The sequence below is a fragment of the Pseudomonas sp. TNT3 genome, assembly GCF_010095445.2.
Taxonomy (GTDB): domain Bacteria; phylum Pseudomonadota; class Gammaproteobacteria; order Pseudomonadales; family Pseudomonadaceae; genus Aquipseudomonas.
This window is the reverse complement of sequence record NZ_WFGV02000006.1, coordinates 71,735-94,184: the sequence shown is the minus strand read 5'-3', so window position 1 is coordinate 94,184 and position 22,450 is coordinate 71,735. Positions and strand designations below refer to the sequence as shown.

16 protein-coding genes are annotated in these 22,450 nt (G+C 56.7%); 6 read left to right on the top strand and 10 right to left on the bottom strand.

The features are described from left to right. Positions 1-144: 144 nt before the first annotated feature. Both GBC55_RS05935 and sugE read left to right on the top strand, forming a co-directional pair. Positions 145-1,110 carry a bile acid:sodium symporter family protein gene (locus GBC55_RS05935; RefSeq protein WP_162436364.1) on the top strand — a complete coding sequence of 322 codons (966 nt, stop codon included), beginning with the start codon at positions 145-147 and terminating at the stop codon, positions 1,108-1,110. 119 nt (positions 1,111-1,229) lie between these two features. Further along, on the top strand, positions 1,230-1,544 hold the full coding sequence (gene sugE / locus GBC55_RS05930) for a quaternary ammonium compound efflux SMR transporter SugE (RefSeq protein ID WP_162436365.1): 315 nt from the start codon (positions 1,230-1,232) through the stop codon (positions 1,542-1,544). Positions 1,545-1,621: 77 nt separating this feature from the next. Here sugE and GBC55_RS05925 read toward each other — a convergent pair whose 3' ends face one another. Beyond that, entirely contained in the window at positions 1,622-2,416 is a 795-nt protein-coding gene (locus GBC55_RS05925; RefSeq protein ID WP_162436366.1) for an iron-containing redox enzyme family protein, read from the bottom strand. 42 nt (positions 2,417-2,458) lie between these two features. Continuing rightward, positions 2,459-4,918: an EAL domain-containing protein gene (locus GBC55_RS05920; protein ID WP_162436367.1), complete on the bottom strand. Its 2,460-nt coding sequence runs from the start codon at positions 4,916-4,918 to the stop codon at positions 2,459-2,461. Between the two features lie 348 nt (positions 4,919-5,266). Here GBC55_RS05920 and GBC55_RS05915 point away from each other — a divergent pair, with 348 nt between their 5' ends. Beyond that, entirely contained in the window at positions 5,267-9,847 is a 4,581-nt protein-coding gene (locus GBC55_RS05915; RefSeq protein ID WP_162436368.1) for a hypothetical protein, read from the top strand. Position 9,848: 1 nt separating this feature from the next. Here the strand turns inward: GBC55_RS05915 and GBC55_RS05910 are convergent, their stop codons facing one another. From GBC55_RS05910 to GBC55_RS05890, 5 genes are all read right to left on the bottom strand, one after another. Next, positions 9,849-11,666, bottom strand: coding sequence for an ABC transporter ATP-binding protein (locus tag GBC55_RS05910; protein ID WP_162436369.1), 1,818 nt, complete (start codon positions 11,664-11,666; stop codon positions 9,849-9,851). After that, a complete protein-coding gene (locus GBC55_RS05905; RefSeq protein WP_162436370.1) occupies positions 11,659-12,297 on the bottom strand; it encodes a DsbA family protein in 639 nt (212 codons plus the stop codon). Before GBC55_RS05905 ends, GBC55_RS05910 begins: the two co-directional genes overlap by 8 nt. Before the next feature lie 4 nt (positions 12,298-12,301). Then, on the bottom strand, positions 12,302-13,243 hold the full coding sequence (locus tag GBC55_RS05900; protein ID WP_162436371.1) for a rhodanese-related sulfurtransferase: 942 nt from the start codon (positions 13,241-13,243) through the stop codon (positions 12,302-12,304). 207 nt (positions 13,244-13,450) lie between these two features. Then, positions 13,451-13,750 carry a BolA family protein gene (locus GBC55_RS05895; protein WP_014337210.1) on the bottom strand — a complete coding sequence of 100 codons (300 nt, stop codon included), beginning with the start codon at positions 13,748-13,750 and terminating at the stop codon, positions 13,451-13,453. Between the two features lie 12 nt (positions 13,751-13,762). Next, positions 13,763-14,284, bottom strand: a complete 522-nt coding sequence (locus tag GBC55_RS05890) for a DUF2059 domain-containing protein (protein ID WP_064676461.1) — start codon at positions 14,282-14,284, stop codon at positions 13,763-13,765. A 192-nt stretch (positions 14,285-14,476) separates the two neighbouring features. On the opposite strand from GBC55_RS05890, the gene GBC55_RS05885 reads away from it, so the two are divergent. Continuing rightward, positions 14,477-15,871 (top strand): class II fumarate hydratase, encoded by a 1,395-nt coding sequence (locus GBC55_RS05885; protein WP_162436372.1) that lies wholly within the window; start codon positions 14,477-14,479, stop codon positions 15,869-15,871. Between the two features lie 105 nt (positions 15,872-15,976). On the opposite strand, the gene GBC55_RS05880 is transcribed toward GBC55_RS05885, so the two are convergent. Beyond that, a complete protein-coding gene (locus GBC55_RS05880; RefSeq protein WP_162436373.1) occupies positions 15,977-16,939 on the bottom strand; it encodes a DMT family transporter in 963 nt (320 codons plus the stop codon). Between the two features lie 210 nt (positions 16,940-17,149). Here GBC55_RS05880 and GBC55_RS05875 point away from each other — a divergent pair, with 210 nt between their 5' ends. Next, positions 17,150-17,344, top strand: coding sequence for a DUF6316 family protein (locus tag GBC55_RS05875; RefSeq protein WP_162436374.1), 195 nt, complete (start codon positions 17,150-17,152; stop codon positions 17,342-17,344). Positions 17,345-17,482: 138 nt separating this feature from the next. On the opposite strand, the gene GBC55_RS05870 is transcribed toward GBC55_RS05875, so the two are convergent. After that, positions 17,483-18,667, bottom strand: a complete 1,185-nt coding sequence (locus GBC55_RS05870; RefSeq protein WP_162436375.1) for a thiolase family protein — start codon at positions 18,665-18,667, stop codon at positions 17,483-17,485. 102 nt (positions 18,668-18,769) lie between these two features. Then, positions 18,770-20,284 (bottom strand): polyphosphate:AMP phosphotransferase, encoded by a 1,515-nt coding sequence (pap, locus tag GBC55_RS05865; RefSeq protein WP_162436376.1) that lies wholly within the window; start codon positions 20,282-20,284, stop codon positions 18,770-18,772. 180 nt (positions 20,285-20,464) lie between these two features. Here pap and mnmC point away from each other — a divergent pair, with 180 nt between their 5' ends. Further along, entirely contained in the window at positions 20,465-22,447 is a 1,983-nt protein-coding gene (mnmC, locus tag GBC55_RS05860; RefSeq protein ID WP_162436377.1) for a bifunctional tRNA (5-methylaminomethyl-2-thiouridine)(34)-methyltransferase MnmD/FAD-dependent 5-carboxymethylaminomethyl-2-thiouridine(34) oxidoreductase MnmC, read from the top strand. The last annotated feature ends 3 nt before the right edge of the window (positions 22,448-22,450 follow it).

Sequence of the window (22,450 nt, the reverse complement as noted above, 5' to 3'; positions counted from 1 at the left end):
CAATCAGCCTATAAAGAGATCGCCGCCTTCGGCAGCCCCTGCAGTGTGGAATTCATTCCCCGCAGGAGCCACCGAAGGCTGCGATCTTTTTGCAGTCAACGTATGCTTAGGTCCCTAACGCTTTCATACAATAAGGATCAGGCCATGCGTGCACTGGCTGCATTGAGCCGCTTTGTCGGCAACACCTTCGCCTACTGGGTTTTGATTTTCGCCGTCGTGGCGTTCCTGCAACCGGCGTGGTTCATCGGCCTCAAGGGCGCCATCGTGCCACTGCTGGGCCTGGTGATGTTCGGCATGGGGCTGACGCTCAAGCTGGAAGATTTTGCGGAAGTCGCACGCCATCCCTGGCGTGTAGCGTTGGGCGTCGTCGCCCATTTCGTGATCATGCCCGGTGTGGCGTGGTTGCTCTGCCAGGCGTTCCACTTACCCCCGGAAATTGCCGTCGGCGTGATCCTGGTCGGTTGCTGCCCAAGCGGCACCTCGTCGAACGTGATGACCTGGCTCGCGCGTGGCGACCTGGCGTTGTCAGTCGCCATCGCGGCTGTCACCACCCTCCTCGCTCCGCTGCTGACACCCGCACTGATCTGGCTGTTGGCTTCGGCCTGGTTGCCGGTGTCCTTCATGGAGCTGTTCTGGTCGATCCTGCAAGTGGTGCTGTTACCGATCGTGCTTGGGGTAGCGGCCCAACGCGTGCTCGGTCACCGGGTGCGCCACGCCGTGGAAGTGCTGCCTTTGATCTCCGTGGTGAGCATCGTGATCATAGTTACGGCAGTGGTGGCGGCCAGTCAGGCAAAAATCGCCGAATCGGGCCTGTTGATCATGGCCGTCGTCATGTTGCACAACAGCTTTGGCTATCTGCTGGGCTATTTCACTGGCCGCCTGTTCAAGCTGCCATTGGCCCAGCGTAAATCGCTGGCACTGGAAGTGGGTATGCAAAACTCAGGTCTGGGTGCGGCGCTGGCCAGTGCGCAGTTCTCGCCTCTGGCGGCGGTGCCGAGCGCCTTGTTCAGCGTGTGGCACAACATCTCCGGGGCACTGCTCTCGACCTGGTTCCGCCGAATGAGTGAAAAAGAGGACCGGGAAACAGCCACTCAGCAGGCAATCGACTGATCTGAAAACTTGATCCCCGGGTTAATGATGGGCACTCTATGGCGCAACGCGAGGACGACCTCGCGGCTCGATCGAGTCATTAATCTGGGGACGACCCCGTCAATCGATGGAGGTCTTCAATGTCCTGGATCATTCTGTTTTTCGCCGGTCTGTTCGAAGTCGGCTGGGCTGTTGGCCTGAAATACACCGATGGCTTCAGTCGCCCTCTCCCCACCGCTCTAACCATTACCGCGATGGCCATCAGCCTGGGCCTGCTGGGCCTGGCCATGAAGGAATTGCCGCTGGGCACCGCCTACGCCATCTGGACAGGCGTGGGTGCGGTCGGAACCGTCATCGCCGGGATCATTCTGTTTGGTGAGTCCATGGCGCTATTCAGACTCGCCAGTGTCGCACTGATCATTGCCGGCCTCGTTGGCCTCAAGATCAGCGCCTGAATTCGCTGCCGGAACCAAAAAAGCCCGCCCTCCCTGAACAGGAGGTGCGGGCTTTTTCATTGCTGCGTAATAACGACTCAGCTTTCAGCGAAAGCCATGCGCTCACGCGGGACTTGAGCCTTTTCAGCGTGTTCCAACTGCATGCAACGCTCCAGGAAGAGGTACATGTAGTCGTAACTTTTACAAACGGCCTGGCGCAACTCTACCTGCAACGCTTTGCTCGGATTCATCCCCGCTAATGTGCAGATGATTTCCAGCGCTTCCCAGGGATGCGCATCATCATATTGCGCGTGCATCTTCAGCCACTTCATTGCCCGCTTGCGATCTTCCTCGGGGAACGATGCTGCGTAGATGCCATTGGAGCAAACCACCGCGGACCACTCCCCCGTTGCGCCCTCAATGGCGTAGTTGGTCGCGGCAATGGCGACGATCAGCGAGTCCGACGAACTGGTGTGCCAGCACCAATGGCTGAGGGCGTGAAGTTCTGGCGCAACAGGCTGCGCTTGCAGATCTTCCAGGCTGACACCATGAGCCCGACTCCAGTGCACCCAATAGTCGGCGTGATTGAGTTCAACGCGAATATTGCGCATCAACCAGCGACGCGCCATGTCTTCTCCGGGATGACGGGCGAAACGGGTCTTGGTCAAGTTCTGCGCCATATACAACGCAAACTGTTCAACCACCGGCCAGCCACCAATAAGGTAATGGCGCATGGTCTTTGCACTGAGCTTGTTATCGCGCAGCCGTTGATACAGCTCATGTTCGACGACCCTGCGTTTGCTCTCGCTGCAATCATGGATCAGGCGTTGGGCCCAGTCAGGATAACTTGCAGCTTCCATGAGTGGGCCGGTTCGAATAAATGTGTCGATCACTGTCGAGCTCCTTTTGATTGTGATTAAGGATCAGCAAGAGTTTCAGCGGAACGTGCCTGGCGCCTTGAACAACAAAGGCTGAGGCCTCGCAGGACGACTTTGTAAACTTTCGCAAGTAAACAGATGCGGGCGTTCTATGACATACCCTTGAGCGTAATCGACCCCAATCTCCAGCAGTGCCTGCTCGATCTGGGGTGTTTCTACAAACTCGGCAATCGTGCGCTTACCCATTACATGACCAATGTGATTAATCACTTCGACCATGGCGAGGTTAATCGGGTCGTCCAGCATATCCTTAACGAAACTCCCGTCGATCTTCAGGAAGTCTACAGGTAAATGTTTCAAGTAGGCGAACGAGGACATACCGGCACAAAAGTCATCTAATGAAAAATGACAACCTAAGCCTTTGAGTTCATTAATAAATCTGATTGCACTGCCTAAATTTGATATCGCACTGGTTTCAGTAATTTCAAAACAAATCATTTCAGGTGGTATGTCGTAAACAACAAACTGTTGACGCAGGAAGTCCAGGAACGCGTCATCTCCTATAGTAATGCCTGACAGATTAATCGCACACATCGCCAACGGACCTTTGTGTTTCTCCGATATGCACTGAGCAATGATCTTAAAAACGTTCTCCACTACCCAGCGATCTAACGAAGTCATAAGACCGTATCGTTCTGCTGCCGGAATGAAACTGTCCGGAAGAATCATGCGACCTGCTTCATCGTGCAGACGCAACAGGATTTCAATATGTCCGCCACCCTGTTCGATATGCCCCAGCGGCGCGATTTGCTGGGCATATAAACAAAAACGGTTATCTTCGAGTGCCATGTGCAGACGCTGAACCCAGGCCATCTCTCCAAAGCGCAGGGACAGTTCCGAATCGTCGGCGTGATAGACCTGAACCCGGTTACGGCCCTTTTCCTTGGCCATGTAGCAGGCCATATCAGCGGCGCGCAGGGAGACTTCGAGGGAGGTCGGGTTTTGCGCGATATGCACCAGGCCGATGCTCACAGTGGTGACAAACGGCCGGCCCTTCCAGACAAAGTGCAGGTTCTGCACGGTCTGGCGCAGACTGTCGGCAATCTTTTCCGCCGCATCGGGCGAGCAGTTTTCCAGGAGGATGCCAAATTCGTCACCGCCGAGCCTGGCCAAGGTGTCGCCTTCACGCAAACCTGATTGCAACAAGGCGCAGATGTGCCGCAACAGTTCGTCACCCGCCGCATGACCGCACGTGTCATTGACCAGCTTGAACTGGTCCAGATCGAGAAACATCAGCGCATGACGACCCGACTGCCGCGTCAGATTGTGCAAAGCCTGATCCAGGCGGAACTCGAATTCACGGCGGTTGGCCAGGCCGGTCAAGGCATCGTGGGTCGCCTGCCATGACAGGTTGGCAATGTACTGCCGCTCCTGAGTCATGTCGTGCAACACCAGGACCGCGCCACTGACCTTGCCGGCGTTACGAATCGGCGCCCCGACCAGGGTCACTGAAACGGTGCTGCCATCCAGGCGCTGGATCAGCTTGGAATGCTCGCTGCCACCACCCAACTGGCCACTTAAAATATGCTCGATGAGGGTAAAACCGTCAGCCTGGGCATTTTCGTCCAGCAAATTGAACAGGGCTGCCAACGGCACACCCGCTGCCTGCTCAGCCTTCCAGTGGGTCAAAGCCTCGGCAGCCGGGTTCATAAAGGCAATTTCGCCGTCGACGTTAGTGGTGATCACCCCATCGCCAATCGATTGCAGGGTGATTTGCGCCCGCTCCTTCTCCAGCTGAAGCGCATCGGCGAACGCGTGGCGCTGCTTGAGAAGTTTATGGGTACGCATCAACGCCAGTGCTATAAGGCCGAGCGCGGTCGCCAGGTTAATGACCAACAACAGCCGCAGGATGACCCTCGATCCCTCACCCAATGCATCACTGAACGCTCTGGCCGCCGGTGTCACGCCATCGTTGATGGCAAAGATCCGCTCTTTCCAGCGAGTAACGTCGTCGCTGGTCGCTCGATTTTCCTTAATGTACTGGTGCATTTCCCGGGCGACATTATCGAGTTGCACCAGGTAGGAATCGCCGACGGTCCACAGGTCGATGGCCTTCTCCAGGTAACTGAAATGGCGGAAATTGAGGTACAGCCAGATCACGCTTGAAACGTCGTCGGGGTGATTTCCACCTTTGAGGATGGCCCTTCTCGCCTCTTCCAGTTTCGGTGGTCTGGCATCCAGCGCAACACGCAGCTCATGGCCGCCTTGGGGTACGGCAATTGCGTTCTGGTACTTGAGAAAAATCGTCTCGTCGCGACTGTCGGCGTAGAGGTTGAGGTAATAGATGGCGTCTTTCTGGCCCTTGGACCATAGGCTTTCACCCGCCACGTATCCCCGCACAGCGGAAAGAACGTACAGACTCACGCCTCCCAGCAACGCTTGAAATAATACGACGGCAATAAAAGGCCATACGATGCCCAACAACCGTGGCGTTCCGAGAGTCCGCGTTTGATTCATGAGGTCCCTTGCATTAGCACTGCCAGATCATCATCCAACGTGATCGCTACAGCTAGACTAGGGTGCGTTCACTCTTCCGGCAAGTCAGCGTAAAAATTTCCGGTTTTTTCTGCGCCCCTCACGCACGGCGTAGTTATGTGCACAAAAAAGCATTGCATAACCTGTAAAAGAAAGTTCAGCAATGCCTGACAGCCACACACTAAGAATTTCAATCGCATTAACACCCACTCACTTAAATCAATATTTATTGCACTCTCCAACCTCGCCATCAGCAAAATAATTGATCTCTCCAAGTCTCCAGACTTACCGATAAACAACCAGAACTCACACCATGAGACATACATCAACATGAACTCACCGACATCGACACTTGACGTTTCACGCAACGACCAAGCCGCACTTGGTACTGTTGCAATGGAGCATGAAGGCATACTATCGGACTATGACGCGATGATCAGCCATCTGAACAGACCCGGCATTTCATCAACCGATTTATCCAGCACTTTCCTACAGCCTCATGCTCACTCCCCGCTCACTATTAACTCTACGATAACCGTGGACGGTGAAGCCCGCACGGATGGCAAGATCCAGCTTCTCGATATGATTAATTATTATGGCATTGCTCCCTGGGATCCGGACATCCTCAGCCAACACCGCACGGCCATTAAGACGATAAAAAAGAAACGCGCACGCCACTCCCTTCAACTGGACGGCGGCATCGACATTGTTGCCTTATACCGCTCACCCACTAGAAGCGATAGGAGTGCACTAAAAAAGATCAAGAGCACCCGCCCCAACGACTCCACAACTTTGAAAGATATTGTTGCCCAACTTACAACTCGCGACATGGTTGATATCGTAAACCGATTCTTGCCACAAACAGAAACCTCTCTTCTCTCTTACCTCGCGAATAATACTTCTCCACCGTTGCAAACCGATCAGTTTTCGTTAACGCCTATGATTGTCCTCGAAAAAATCCTGCGTTCCCCCGAAGCGCAAAGACTGGGGAACGCACTACTTAAAGGCTTGAACTGGTACGGCGGGCAACCTGATGAAAATGCCTCTCCAACGGTTAGTATCAAGCTCATCAGTAAGGCCATTCGTCTACAGGCAGATACAGCCAAAAGCAGCATGCCCAATGATATCGGTGGATATGCCTGGTACCAGCAGTCAAATTGGGGGAAGAGCTATCAGAACATTTGGGCCGCGTTCGAGCAGCACCTGGTCGATACAAATCGAGCCTCGTCACCAACTGAAGCCATCCTGCTGGCTCGTTTGTACCAACCCCAATTTCCGAGCGACTTTCAAATTTGCAACATTCCTTCTGGCCTTCCGTACAGAAGCTCAATGGTTTGGGTGAACTTTGCCCACGGTGTCTCGCTCGCCGATGCAATAGAACCCGGATTGCCCCAGCGGATGACTTTCCAACAACTGGTGGACTTTCCAATCAAGCTGGCTATGCAAGCGACTCAAAAACAACTGGAGCTTATCGGGCTAAGCAGAATACCCCCAACCCTTGAGTGGGCCATTACCAATGGCATCATTCCTGCGAGTGCCGATTCGGACTACTCACAAGAGGAAGTAGATCGCGCCATAAACGCGCTCGACGAGCAAGCAGATGCATTGAGTAACGCAATCCTTCAACTGGACGCCGATCCTCCGCAACGATCAGCTATCGCTGAACGGGAAATGGAAAAGTATTTCAAGGGGAGTCAAGTGCGAATCAATGGGGAGTGGAGAACCGTGTATGGAAACCCGACCCCCTTCATGGGGGATGGGCGAAAATTGATTGAGGATTTCTCGCACGTCAGGACAGGTGGATTAATAAAGGGACCACCGCTAGCAGACAAGATCTATTCTTTTCGGGATGTCTACATGTCGCACAGGCTGACCCAAAAGAAATCCTGGCACATCACGATGAAGGATGGCATTCGCAAAACCAGCTACACCCTCTGCATCAATGCTGATAGAACGATAACCACCACGGCAACCTGGCTTGATGGTACTACGACGCGAAAGCCCTTGCCCGATACGAACGAATTGTTCCGACTGGAGTTCGATAGTTACCTGAAAAAAACCAAAACCGCCTATGAAACAGTACTGAAAAACCTGTTCGCGTCACTTCCCTACGACGACCGGCAGGCCATCGAGCAAGGTGAAGTGAAGATCTATACGTTGAGGAAATCGACCGATGGGGTTGAACTGAGACAAGAGACACCAGCAATAACGCTACCACTTCGCCTTCGCATGGGTTTTTTATTGCAGATCACCTGCAATGCAAATACTTTTTACTACGAATGTTTACCTCGCGCAGGAACTATTCGAAGACGTGCTGACGTTTCATCTGACATGTTTAATGGTCAGGACTGTCCCGCGGATCGCGCACGGGGACTTGGCAAGAACCACTCCACCCGGGATCCGGACTTCATCATGCGCGTCGGAAAAGAAGTCCCTTTTGATTTTCAAGCGCATGAACAAGGCAGTATCCCGAAAGATAATGCAACGTGCGAAGCCATCATTGATCAGTTCGGCGAGAACTTCCCAGCCCCTCTGCGTCGTTTAAACAGTGAATACTCATCGCTCGCACCGCAAACATATTCTCGGGCCGCGGGCATTGCCCAGTACATTGCCAACAATTTTTTCTATTACGATGAAGAATTATTAACCGCCCAGGCCAGAGGCGACACAGAGATAGAACAAAAAGCCGCACGCCCACACTGGACAGATAAAATCAAAGGGTTTATTCCATTTTGGGGAAGTATCAGCGATCTGCTTTCGGGTAGCCCGGAAAAGAGAGTGTCGGCAATTTTTGGCTTGATTTTCGATGTGCTCTCATTTGCCCTACCACTTGGCAAGTTTGTATCGGGTTCGGTGAAGCTGATCTCAACAACGGTCCGATCCGGTATCCGGACGGCCCTTCCGCAATTTGGCAAACTTTCCCAAAAGCTGCTTATTTCATCAATACAGAACATGATTCCCTTCTATGGCCTCCCGACGTTAGCACTACGGCTCTCAGGTGGGCTTATAAGGGGCCTATATGCGGGGGTCAGGATTCTGGTGAGAACATCGTTAAATGGCATAAAGAACATAGTTCCAAGATTAAACAACTACGGCATTATCAGCGGCTTGCCTCAAGTCACTCATCCTGGTAGCTGGATTCCTTCCTCTCCTACTGACCGACTGGCTACCTGGCGGGGGCTCGAAGACGTTCCGGTACGCAATATCGGTTCGACCACCAAACCGATCCACCATCTAATCGATCCTTTTTCCGCCAAACCTTGCGGGCCTGTACTAAAAATCTCCGAGAATGGACTGTCCATTGGGCCTTCTTTGTATCCAGCCGTTGGAAAAAACAGCGACGATGCCTTGTTCTCCATCCCGGAAAAAATACGCGTCCGTGACATGCCTGAAGTGGATGGTCGAACAACGGTGTATCTCGATGACGTCGCCTATCGACTGGACGACGGCATCTTGCGCCGCGCCAACCTGATCGATGACAGCGAAGCCCTGAAACTTGTCCCTTGCCGTATCCGTGGAGTGATACCGGAAACCCTCTGCCTCAACAGTTTCGTCGGCGCAACTGCCGCTCCGACCCCCGCAATGGGTTCGGTCGACGAAACCAAGGGTTACGCACCTTGGTTTGGCGACATTCACTCGGTAGAGGAAATCTGGCAAAACAAGAAATACATCACACGCGACGGCGGGCTTTACGAGGTGATCAACAATAAACCTCGCCGCTTTCATGGTGATCTCAGAAATATGGGTTTTGCCGAACACACTCTGGTACCGCGCAGGAACTTCACCGCGACCATAGAGTTTCGAAAAGGTATTTACGCTCGCATTAACATTCCCGGTACCTATCAGGACGCCACCGATACACAGCGGGTCGGAGCTATCATGATTCCCTCCTTTGATGAAACGGCCGTTCATATTTTTACCCGGGTTAACACCGACAAGTACTATCTCGCGACGCTGCCCAAAGGCGGCAGTCTGAGTGGACCCTTGGTCTTCAATCGGCTGACGTCAGCCCAAATGGCCCAAGGTACACTCGGAAACGAACTATTACGGGTCTACACTGGCTCGCTGCATGCGAACAACACGACCCGTATCCACGGAATAGAGGCCGTCGAGCGCGCCATGAGAACCATGGAAGCTATCGCGATCCCGCTCGGCACAACGTCTAACCCTGCTGGCAACATGCGATGGCTGATGGTGGATACCAGTCCGGGAGAGGCCTTGATGTTCGATCATTCGACCCGAATGATTGTTACCCAACTACCAGCAGGTGCGACTAGCTGGACTCGCAGCAAAGAAGCATCCGAAGTTTTTCGGCGAAAAACAGTAGAAATATTCGATACGCTGTTTCTGTCACCCACCATCAAGCCCTCCTCGCCCAACACTGCATTGCAAATACAAGATTCAATGGACAAGCTGCAAAGACTGCTGCCCGCAAGTGAGCGCCCGGCCAATGCCAGAAACATTGCGTTCGCCGAAGTGACGACGACTACGGGGCATAGAGAAATCTACGTCAGCGTTTCCGGAGCTCAGGGCAGCACCACTCGTTTACCGTTGTTCCGGCATCTGGGCGCCAGTCACGTACGGATTGGCAAAACGACATACATCAACGTCGACTTCGATCAGTTTTACCCTAAAACGGGCCTCAACGTGACGCCCGAGGGTAAGATATTGGCCGTTCCGCTCACTATTAAAGACATCGGCACCTATACGCCAAGGCAGGTGACACGGCCGACGTCACTCGACAGCGAAAGCAAGTTGATCGGCATTATTCGTGAAAAGTATCCCGACTCTGCAGACATTCACTCCGTTGATATTGCGACGACCATGCGCCCTTGCGAGTCGTGCTCAGTGGTCATGAAACAGTTCGGACATGATGGAGGAACTGACGCACTGCAAGTGCTCTGGAACTGACCTACATTTGCTGCAAATGCCCATATAGCTTGGCGTATAAACCACCATCGGCAATCAGTTGCTGATGGTCGCCATCTTCGGCAATTTGCCCGCCATCGAACACCAGCACCCGGTCGGCCTGCTTCACCGCAGACAACCGGTGCGCAATGATCAAGGTAGTGCGCTGACTCAGGAAACGCGTCAGCGCCTGATGCAGGTTGTATTCAGTCGCGGCGTCAAGGGCAGAGGTTGCTTCGTCAAGAATGACTACTTTAGGGTCCGCCAGCACCATCCGGGCAATGGCCAGGCGTTGGCGTTGCCCACCCGACAACCGCACACCAGAACGCCCGACGATGCTGTCCAGACTATTGGGCAACTCACGAACCGTGGCATGCAGCTGTGCAATTTCCAGCGCTTGCCAACAGGCCTCGTCACTGCGTTCGCGCCCCATTGTCAGGTTGGCGCGTATGGTGTCGTTGAACAGCGCGGGGTGCTGCAGGACCACGGCGACGTTTTCCCGAACCGTTTCCAGGCCGATCTCCTGCTGTGTCGAACCGCCGAAGCGAATCGTCCCGGCCAGCGGCGTGTACAACCCCAGCAGCAACTGCACCAACGTACTTTTGCCGCCTCCGCTGGCGCCCACGATCGCAACTTTTTCACCCGGCGCAATGGACAGGTTCATCTGGTTCAGCACCAGCTCATCGCCATAGCTGAAGCTCAACCCCTGAACTTCAATACCCACCGTGTCGCGGCCCTGGAACGGGTCGACACCGCCTTCGTACTGGGGCTCATCCGCCCGGGCCAGCAACTCGTTGATCCGCGACAAGGCGCCGCCGGCAGCGTAGTAAGCGTATTGCAGGTTCAACAACTGTTCGACCGGACCGATCATGAACCACAAGTAACTGAAGACCGCGAGCATCTGGCCGATGGACAGGTCGGAAAACAGCACCGTGAGCATCGCGGCGGCGCGGAAGATATCGATACCGAACTGGAACAACAAGCCGCTGGCCCGGTTGGAGGCATCGGTTTTCCACTGGGAGGTGATCGCGTAATCGCGCACTTCCCGGGCTCGCTGGCCAAGGCGTCCGAGGAAAAAGCCCTGGCGGTTGCCGGCGCGCACTTCCTGAATTGAATCGAGGGTTTCGGTCAGTGCCTGGGTAAAGCGCGACGTGCTGTCATTCTCGAGTTTCTTCAGGTGTTTGACCCGCTTGCCCAGCAGCACCGTGGCATAGATCACCAACGGGTTGAACAGCATGATCAGCAGCGCGAGCTTCCAGTGCATCCACACCAGAATGCTGGCGGTGCCCACCAGCGTCAGCATGGCCACCAGAAAACGACTGAGGGTTTCACCGACAAATTTGTCGAGGGTATCGAGATCAGTGACCAGATGCGTGGTGACCGTGCCACTGCCCAGGCTTTCGTATTCGCCGAGGGAAATGCGCTTGAGCCGTTCGATCAACCGTAAGCGAATGCGGTACACGATGTCCTTGGCCAGCGCAGCGAACAATTTGGCCTGTACGACGTTGAACAGCAATGCACCACAACGCAGGGTCAAGGTCACCGCCAGCATCAGACCGATATAACCGGCGGCTTTCTGCCAGCCTTCGGGCAGTGCATGGTTCATGATCTTCAGTGCCGTGTCGCCATGCCCCAGCAGCACTTCATCCACCAGTAATGGCAGAAGCAATGGAATAGGTACGCTGCACAGCGTCGCCAATACGGCTACGCCGTTAGCGATCCACAGCGATTTTTTATGTTGCAGGGCCAGTCGGCGGATTTCGGCCCAGCTCAGCCGATCGACACGCTTGGGCGCTGGCGCGTCATCGGGCAAGTCATGCACAGGCGGCGCGCTCCAGCCAGCGACTGAGCAGCGGCGACAATTCACTCAAGGGTTGATAACCATTCGTCAACAAAGCCAGTTGACCATCACGCTCGGCCAACAGCGTAGGAAAGCCGGCAATCCCCAGGTCCTGAACCCAGGTGAAATCGGCCGCCGTGGCGGCGTGCTGATCGGCCCGGTCAAAGGCTGCGGCGAATTCGATACGCGGTACACCCGCCTGTTCCGCCAGCTCCACCAGGACACTGGCGTGGGTGACGTCGCGGCCCTCGGCGTAGAACGCGTGCTGAATCAACCCCAGCAGTTTCCACGCACAATCCGGTGCCAGGCTACGCGCCGTGACCAGCGCCCGGCAGGCAGGCTCGGTGTCGTAGACAAACCCTTCGGGCAACGCGCCTTCAACCTTGAAAGGCTGGCCGGTGGCCTCGGTGACCGCCTGCCAATGTTCAAGGATGTAGCGCCGCGTAGTCGGTTCCAGGGCCGATCCGCTACCGGTACGCAATCCGCCCACCACCAGATGCACTTCAACCCCCGCTGCTTGCGCCTGTTCTACCAGTGATTCGGCCACCGGCGCGAAGCCCCAGCACCAGGAACACATCGGATCCATCACATAGAGCAAGCGGCACGCAGACATGGGTTCAAGCCTCGGAAGGTGTTTGCTTGTAGTTGTAGCCGATCGGATGAGGCATGTTGCGCGCCTTGGCCAGTTCGATCTGCTTTTGCCGGTCGATGGCACTTCGACGGGTCTTCTCGCTCAGCTTATCCCAGCAATGCGGGCAGCTGATGCCGGCGACGTAATGCTCGGATGCGCGGTCTTCCACGCTGATCGGCGTGCGGCAGGCATGACATTGATCGTAGTCGCCTTCACTGAGGTCGTGGCGCACGGTGACGCGGTTGTCGAATACAAAGCAGTCACCCTGCCATTTGGTTTCTTCCTGCGGCACCTCTTCGAGGTACTTCAGGATGCCACCCTTGAGGTGGTAGACCTCATCGAAACCCTGGCTAAGCATGTAGCTCGAGGCTTTTTCGCAGCGAATGCCACCGGTGCAGAACATCGCGACCTTCTTGTGTACCGCCGGGTCGAAGTGCTCTTTGATGTAGTCGGGGAACTCGCGAAAACTGGTGGTCTTCGGATCGATGGCGCCTTCAAAGGTGCCAATCGCGACTTCGTAGTCGTTGCGCGTGTCGATCAGCAGCACCTCAGGGTCGCTGATCAGGGCGTTCCAGTTCTCTGGATCGACGTAGGTGCCAACCTTTTTGTTCGGGTCCACGCCTTCGACGCCGAGGGTGACGATTTCTTTCTTGAGTTTGACCTTGGTGCGATAGAACGGCTGATCGTCGCAGTACGATTCCTTGTGATCGATATCGTCCATGCGCGGGTCGTTCTTGAGCCAGGCCATCAGCCCGTCGATGCCTTCGCGGCTACCGGAGACGGTGCCATTGATGCCTTCTTCGGCGATCAGCAACGTGCCTTTGATGCCGTTGTCGACCATCGCCTGCAGCAAGGGCTCGCGCAGGGCGACGTAATCTTCGAGCGTGACGAACTTATACAGTGCCGCCACGACAATCTGTTGTGTCATGGGTGTTTCTCCAGGTGGCTACCCTCGTAAAGGGTGAACCGGATGCGAAAAAAAACGCGCCGGGTTAGCGGCGCGTTGCGGATTCTAACAAAAAACAGCAGCGATTGGCTTTAGATGGCCAAGATCGCAGCCTTCGGCAGCTCCTACAAAAGCACGGCCTTGCGCAACCCTGTAGGAGCTGCCGCAGGCTGCGATCTTTTGATCTGCTTAATGCTTGCTGCCGCCCGCACAGGTCGGCGAAGCCGGGGCCGCGTCGATCTGTGCCCATTCTTCAGGCGTATAGGTATGCAGCGCCAACGCATGAAATTCGCCCATCAGCTCACCGAGCGTGCCGTAGACCTTCTGGTGACGCTTGACTCTGTTGAGCCCTTCGAACTGCTGACTGACCACCACTGCCTTGAAGTGGGTTTGCAACCCGCGACTGTGCATGTGGCTTTCATCCAGCACCTGCAAGTGCTCGGGCTGTAACAGGCCCAGCGTCGACTCAATGCGTTGTTGCATGCTCATACCGAACTCCGCTTACGGCTTTTTCTTGGCAGGAGCGGCGCCTTTAGGCTCCAGCTCGGCCGTCATGTCAGCCAGCAGCTTGTTGACCACAGGCACCGCGCTTTCCAGCTTGGCCTGAGTCATCTGAGCCGATTGCTGAGTCAGCTGAGGCATTTTTTCCAGGACTTTCTTGCCCAGTGGGGACTTGTAGAACGCTACCAGGTCCTTGAGCTCGGATTCACTGAAGTTGGTGGTGTAGAGCTTGACCATGTCCGGCTTCAGCTTGTTCCAGCCAATGGCTTGGTCAAGCGCAGCGTTGGCCTTGGCCTGATAGGTTTCCAGCAGCGCTTTTTTCGATTCAGGTGCTTTGGTTTGTTCAAAGCGCTGAGCGAACATTTGCTGCACTTGCATGTACACCGGAGTGCCCAATTTGTCAGCGTGCGCCAGGGTCAGGAAAGCCTCGGCACTGGCGTTGTGGCTGGCGGTATCGGCAAAAACAGGGCCGCTGGCGCAAACCAGTGCAACCGCGGTACAGATGGCACGAAGACGAGTCATCGAGTTTCCTTTTCTAGCAGGCGAGGTAAAACCCCAAGGGCGTCCATTCTGCGCCTAAAAAAGTGTGTCACTCAACCCCAAGCCTTGTGGGGCCTTATTTAGAGGGGTTTAACAGGCAAATTCGAGACGGATGGAACCACGGCGGACGATCACGGCCTAAACTGCGCTATCAGACCTACAGGAGTGTGCATGATGAGCCGTATCGAAACCGACAGCCTTGGCCAGGTTGAAGTCCCGGATGAAGCCTATTGGGGCGCTCAGACGCAACGCTCGCTGATCAACTTTGCCATTGGCACTGAACGCATGCCGCTGGCGGTGCTGCACGCCCTGGCCCTGATCAAGAAAGCCGCTTCTCGGGTCAATGACCGTAATGGCGACGTGCCTGCCGACATTGCCCGCCTGATCGAACAGGCCGCCGACGAAGTGCTCGATGGTAGCCATGATGATCAATTTCCCCTGGTGGTCTGGCAGACCGGCAGTGGCACCCAGAGCAACATGAACGTCAACGAAGTGATCGCCGGACGTGCCAATGAGCTGGCCGGCAATCCGCGCGGTGGCAAATCCCCCGTGCATCCCAACGATCACGTTAACCGCTCCCAGAGTTCCAACGATTGCTTCCCTACGGCCATGCACATTGCGGCAGCCCAGGCCGTGCAGCAGCATTTGTTACCAGCCATCAGTGAACTGTCTGGCGGTCTGGCCGAGCTGGCCGCGCGCCACATGAAGCTGGTCAAGACTGGCCGGACACACATGATGGACGCCACGCCGATCACCTTCGGCCAGGAAATCTCGGCATTCATCGCCCAGCTGGATTACGCCGAACGAGCGATCCGCAGCGCGCTGCCGGCCGTCTGCGAACTGGCACAGGGCGGCACGGCCGTCGGCACCGGTTTGAATTCGCCGCACGGTTTCGGCGAAGCCATCGCCGCTGAACTTGCGGCCCTCTCCGGTTTGCCGTTCGTCACCGCTCCCAATAAATTTGCCGCACTGGCCGGCCATGAGCCGCTGACCACGCTGTCCGGCGCGCTGAAGACCCTCGCGGTCACCCTGATGAAAATCGCCAACGACTTGCGCCTCCTGGGTTCAGGGCCGAGAGCCGGTTTTGCCGAAGTCAAACTGCCCGCCAACGAACCCGGGAGCTCGATCATGCCCGGCAAGGTCAATCCGACCCAGTGCGAAGCGTTGTCGATGCTGGCGTGTCAGGTCATGGGCAACGACGTGGCGATCGGTTTCGCCGCGAGCCAGGGCCACTTGCAGCTAAACGTGTTTAAACCGGTGATCATCCACAACCTGCTGCAATCGATTCGCCTGCTGGGCGATGGCTGCAGCAACTTCCAGCAGCACTGCATTGCGGGCCTTGAGCCGGATGCGGCGAAAATGGCTGAACATCTGGAGCGTGGTTTGATGTTGGTGACGGCGCTCAATCCGCACATCGGCTATGACAAATCGGCGGAAATTGCCAAGAAGGCTTACAGCGAGGGCCTGACCTTGCGTGAGGCAGCGCTGCAGCTGGGTTATCTAACGGATGAAGAGTTTGATGCCTGGGTGCGGCCGGAGAATATGCTGGAGGCGGGTGCCAAGGGGTAAGATTTCAGGCGTCTGACGGTCAGTCATCGCGGGCAAGCCCGCTCCCACAGGTGATCGCATATCTCTGTGGGAGCAAGGCTTGCCCGCGATGAACGATGACGCGGTCTAACGATCCACCGCCATCCGCACCCGCCGCGCTTTCAGTCCTGCGATCAACGAAGGTCCCAACGCCACCAGCGCCGAGCCCAGCACTACCAGCACCGCCCCGCCATACCCCAGGCCATTGATCGTTTCAGCGTGCACATACTCCGGCCACATCCAGGCCGCGAACGCCACCGCGACAAAGGTCACCAGGGGTGTAATCGCCAGGGTCGCACTGACCCGCGACGCTTCCCAATGGGCCAACGCCTCGGCAAATGCGCCATAGGCAATCAGGGTATTCATGCAGCACGCCAGCAACAGCCATCCTTGCAGCGGCGTCAGTTGCATTACTTCCAGCGGATGCACCCAGGGTGTCAGCAATGCCGCGCAAAACAGGTAGATCACCATCATCACCTGCAACGAATTCCACACCGTCAGCAGCTGTTTTTGCCCCAAGGCATAAAACGTCCAGACCGTGGACGCCAACAACACCAGTAGTACGCCGGCCGTGTAATCCGTCAGGGAAGTGAGCAATTCACTCAAACGCTGGTTAAAAAACAATGCAAAACCGATCAGCAGTACCAGCAGGCCAATCCCCTGCCCCACGCTAAAGCGTTCCTTGAACACAAACAGGCTGGCGATCAACAACATGATTGGCCCCATCTGTACGACCAACTGCGCAGTGCCCGGGCTGAGCAGGTTAAGCCCCATCAAATACAGCACATAGTTGCCGACGAGGCCGAGCACGGCCATTAACACCAACCACCCACCGCGGGGACCGAGCACTTTGTAGCTCGGCAGGCGTCTGGTTGCCGCGAGATAAATGAACAGGCATCCGCCGGAAACCGCCAGGCGAAACCAGGTGACCGTGACCGGATCCATCACCTGCAGCACTTGCTTGAGCTTGATCGGCAGGATTCCCCACAGCACTGCGGTCAGCAAGGCGAGGAACAGACCGTATACCCAGCGACCCGATGAAATGTGCATGCGAACCCCGAAGCCAATTGGCGAGAACCGTCATTCTAGGCGCAACGCCTGACCCCACACAGGGACAGTTACCCCCCGGCCGCGAATGCAACTGTGCAGGTCGTTTCGTTTGACGGGCCTAAGCCGTCGATCAGATGGTCGGGCGCTTCAACAGGTTCAGACATAAGCTGATTGGATCCGCCCACAGGAATACAGCGTCAGGAGAACTCCATGTACGGCATGCGCGCCCAGGACAACGCCCCCGCTACGCACTTTCGCAGCGACCGGATATGTCGAATCAACGGGGAGTTGTATTTCAGTACCCGGGAAAACACCCAGGAAGGGCCGTTCGAAAACCCCGAGCAAGCGGCGCGGGAGATTCAGGCGTATATCGAGCGGATGCAGAATTTAAGTGCCAGGCGGTAGACCGGGGCGCTGCCATCGTCGGAATGCCGCCCAGACCAAGCTCGGCTCCCACACTGGATCATCGGCGCACACCAAATCCCTGTAGGAGTGAGCCTGCTCGCGATGGCTATTGAGCAGGCAACACAAATCTTTCGAGACTCAAAGCACCGCCTCAAACAACCCCGTCGCGCCCATCCCGCCACCCACGCACATGGTCACAACGCCGTAACGCAGTTTACGCCGCTGCAACTCACGCACCAGATGCCCGACCTGACGCGACCCGGTCATACCGAAAGGATGGCCGATGGAAATCGAGCCGCCGTTGACGTTGTATTTTTCGTTGTCGATTTCCAGCCGGTTACGGCTGTACAGGCACTGTGACGCGAACGCTTCGTTGAGTTCCCACAGATCAATGTCGGCAATCTGCAAACCCTTGGCCTTGAGCAATTTAGGCACCGAAAAAACCGGGCCGATGCCCATCTCGTCAGGCTCGCACCCGGCGACGGTAACACCACGGAAGAAGGCTTTGGGTTTGAGCCCAAGTTCCAGGGCTTTTTCCAGGCTCATCACCAGGGTCATCGAAGCACCGTCGGAGAGCTGTGAAGAATTGCCCGCGGTTACCGAACCGTCTTCGGCAAATACCGGCTTCAGCCCGGCCAGGCTTTCCAGCGTGGTATCCGGGCGATTGCAATCGTCACGATCGACGATGCCGTCGAGTATCTGCACCTGGCCGGTCGCCTTGTCTTCAACGCGGTATTTCACCGCCATCGACACGATTTCGTCATCGAACAATCCCGCAGCCTGAGCCTGGGCGGTGCGCAGCTGGCTCTGCAACGCATACCGGTCCTGCTCTTCGCGGCTGACGTTGTATCGACGAGCGACGATCTCGGCGGTTTGGCCCATCGGAAAATAAATCCCCGGTACCTGCTCTTTCAGTAGCGGATTGATCAGGTTGTCGGTGTTGACACTTTTCATGGTCAAGCTGATCGACTCGACACCACCGGCGACGATGATGTCGCTGCAACCCGAAGCGATCTGGTTGGCGGCGATGGCGATCGCCTGCAAGCCAGACGAACAGAAGCGATTGAGGGTCATGCCGGCAGTGCCTATGCCCAGACGGGACAGCACGGCGACGTTGCGTCCAATATTGAACCCTTGGGCACCTTCGTTTGATCCGGCGCCGACAATACAGTCCTCGACACTGGCCGGATCAATGCCTGAGCGGGCCAGCAGCGCATTGACGCAATGGGCCGCCATGTCGTCGGGGCGGGTCTGGTTGAATTTGCCGCGAAAGGATTTGGCCAGGCCGGTCCGCACGCTGTCGACGATCACCACTTCACGCATGGCATACCTCATTGTTGTTGTCGGTTGAGAGTGGACTGAGCATAAGTCCACCCCTTCACCGACTGCGACAATCATTCACCTCGCGTATGCGCAGCCATCGACTCAATCCTTGTGTTTCTTTGCCTTCTTGTCCGACTTTTCGAAGGCTTCTTCCAGCGCCAGATTGATCGTGCGCAAGACTTTGACCCGGGCCCAGCGCTTGTCATTGGCTTCCACCAGGGTCCAGGGCGCGATCTCGGTGCTGGTGCGGTCGACCATGTCGCCAACTGCCGCGCGGTAGGCGTCCCATTTTTCGCGGTTGCGCCAGTCGTCTTCGGTGATCTTGAAGCGTTTGAATGGAATCTCTTCCCGGGCCTGAAAGCGCTCCAGTTGCGTCTGCTTGTCGATGGACAGCCAGAATTTGACCACGATCACTCCGGCGTCGGTGAGCTGCTCTTCGAAATCATTGATTTCGCTGTAGGCCCGCAACCAGTCCGCCGGTGGGCAGAACTCTTCGACACGCTCCACCAGTACTCGGCCGTACCACGAACGATCAAACACGGTGAACTTGCCCTTGGCCGGGATGTGCCGCCAGAAACGCCACAAATAGGGTTGTGCCCGCTCCTCTTCAGTTGGCGCGGCAATCGGCACAATGCTGTATTGACGTGGATCCAGCGCTGCCGCAACGCGGCGAATCGCACCGCCCTTGCCCGCCGCATCATTGCCTTCGAACACAGCCACCAAAGCATGGCGGCGCATGCGCTTGTCACGCATCAGCCCGGAGAATCGGGCTTGCTCGGTAATCAGCTGCTCCTCGTAATCGTCCTTTTCCAGATGCTGGGTCAAATCCAGGCTGTCGAGCAGGTTCAAATGATCGACACTCAGCGGCAACGGTGCGGCGCTGACTTTATCGGGGTGAATCGTCTGACGTTTCAGAGCGTTTTGCAGGCCCTCAAGCAGAATCCTGCCCACCGTCAAGCTGCGGTAATGCGGGTCAACGCCTTCGATCACATGCCAGGGCGCGTAGTCACGACTGGTGCGGCGCAACACGCGCTCGCCGTATTTTACGAATTTGTCGTACGTCTTCGATTGCTGCCAATCCAGCGGGCTGATGCGCCAGCTGTGCAGCGGATCATCCGCCAGGGCTTTGAGGCGCGCGTTCATTTGTTTTTTGGACAGGTGAAACCAGAATTTGAAGATCAGCGCGCCTTCATCGCAGAGCATCTGCTCCAGTCGTTCGGCAGCATTGATGCCTTGGTCGAGCCTTGGGTCTTTAATCAGCCCGTGAACACGGTCCTGCAACATCTGGCTGTACCAGTTGCCGAAAAAAACCCCCATGCGGCCTTTGGCCGGAAGCATCCGCCAGTAACGCCAGGCGGGCGGGCGTGCCAGTTCCTCGTCGGTTTGCTGATCAAAGGTACGGACCTCGATCAGGCGCGGGTCCATCCATTCGTTCAGCAGCTTGACGGTCTCCCCCTTGCCGGCCCCTTCGATGCCGTTGATCAGGACGATGACCGGAAACCGGCATTGCTGTTGAAGTTCGAACTGAGCGTCGAGCAAGGCTTCACGCAAGGCCGGCACTTCGGCGTCATAGGTTTCTTTATCGATGGCGTGACCAATTTCGGCAGATTCGAACATGGATGGTTCCCTTTCCAGATTGAGCAAGACTAGCGGATTGAGTAGTTTCCCGCGGGAGAATTCCATTTGCCGAGCCTGCCGCAGAATTTTGTGCGAGGTGGCGAAGGTTTGCATTGCCATGGATCAGGCTCCGCCCCGGTGATCAGTTAGAATGGCCGCCTTGCCGTTGCCGAGCCTGCCATGAAACCTGTATTGCCCCACGCCCAGCTCGATTGGGACGACCAGGGACTCCCGCGTTCGCGGGTGTTCGATGATGTGTATTTTTCCGATCTGTCGGGACTGGACGAAACACGTTACGTATTCCTCGAGCAAAACCGTCTGCAAGAGCGTTTTGCCGCGCTGCCGGTTGGCGGTCGATTAGTGATCGGTGAGACCGGTTTCGGCACCGGGCTGAATTTTTTATGTGCCTGGCAACTGTTCGAGCAGCACGCGGTGGCGGGTGCGCGGTTGCATTTTGTCAGCGTCGAAAAGTACCCCTTGAGCTTGCCCGATCTGCAACGCGCACTGGCGTTATGGCCGCAGCTCAAGCCCTTTGCCGATCAATTGCTGGCCCAGTACGTGGCAATCCATCAAGGGTTCCAGCGTCTGGTGCTGGATAACGGCCGCGTCACCCTGACCCTGCTGATCGGCGATGCGCTGGAGCAACTGCCACAACTGGACGCACAGATCGATGCCTGGTTTCTCGACGGCTTTGCTCCGGCGAAAAACCCCGACATGTGGACCGCCGAACTGTTTGCACAATTGGCCCGCCTGGCAGCGCCTGACTCGACCATCAGCACCTTCACCAGCACCGGTTGGGTACGTCGGCTGTTAAATGCCGCAGGCTTCAAGATGAAGCGCACCCCTGGCATTGGACACAAGTGGGAAATCCTGCGGGGCACCTTCCTCGGTTGGCCGCAAGATGCTCCGGCACTGGAGACCGCCAAGCCCTGGTTTGCTCGTCCGGCGCCACCGACTGGCGAGCGTCGTGCCTTGGTGATCGGCGCCGGCCTGGCTGGTTGTGCCAGCGCCGCCAGCCTCGCGGCGAGGGGTTGGCAGGTCAGCCTTTTGGATCGCCACGATGCGCTGGCTCGAGAGGCCTCGGGCAATCCCCAAGGCGTGTTGTACCTCAAGCTTTCCGCCCACGGCACCGCACTGTCGCAATTGATATTGAGCGGCTTCGGCCACACCCGACGTCTGCTTGAACACTTGCAACGGGGCGTCGATTGGGATGACTGCGGGGTACTGCAGCTGGCGTTCAATGCCAAGGAAGCAGAACGACAAGCGCAGCTGGCTGCTGCCTTTCCTGACAATTTATTGCACACGCTGGATCGGGAGCACTGTGAGCTTCTCGCCGGCATCGCGTTGCAATCCGGAGGCCTGTTTTACCCCGAAGGAGGTTGGGTGCACCCACCCGCCCTGTGCGAATGGCAAGCCGCGCATCCGAACATACAGGTCCAGACCCATAACGATGTACTGGAGCTGCGCCGCACAGACGGTCAGTGGCAAGCCTGGGATGGCGATACCTTGTTGGCCGAGGCACCGGTGGTGGTGCTGGCCGGCGCCGCCGAGATCAATCGTTTCCCCTACAGCGCCGACCTGCCCCTCAAACGGATTCGCGGACAGATCACCCGTTTATCCCAGACCTCTGCAAGCAGCAGTTTGAGCACGGTGGTCTGCGCCGAAGGCTACGTCGCAACCGCTCGCCTGGGTGAACACACGCTGGGGGCCAGTTTCGATTTCCACAACGATGACCTGACACCTACCGCCGCCGAGCATGCCGGCAACCTGAAGATGCTCGAAGAAATTTCGCCAGACCTGGTTACACGTCTCGGCGCGGACACCCTGCAACCAGAAGCGCTCGAAGGTCGCGCCGCCTTTCGCTGCACCAGCCCGGATTACCTGCCGATTGTCGGCCCGCTGGCGGATGCCGAGGCGTTCACCGACGCCTACAGTGCCTTGAGCAAGGATGCCCGGAAAATCCCGGACATCCCTTGCCCCTGGCTGAACGGCTTGTATGTCAACAGCGGCCACGGCTCAAGAGGGTTGATCACTGCACCGATTTCAGGCGAATTACTAGCGGCCTGGCTCGACGCTGAACCCCTGCCACTGCCCAGGGCCGTGGCCGAAGCCTGTCATCCAAACCGCTTTGCCTTGCGGCGATTGATCCGCGGCAAGGCTTGAGGC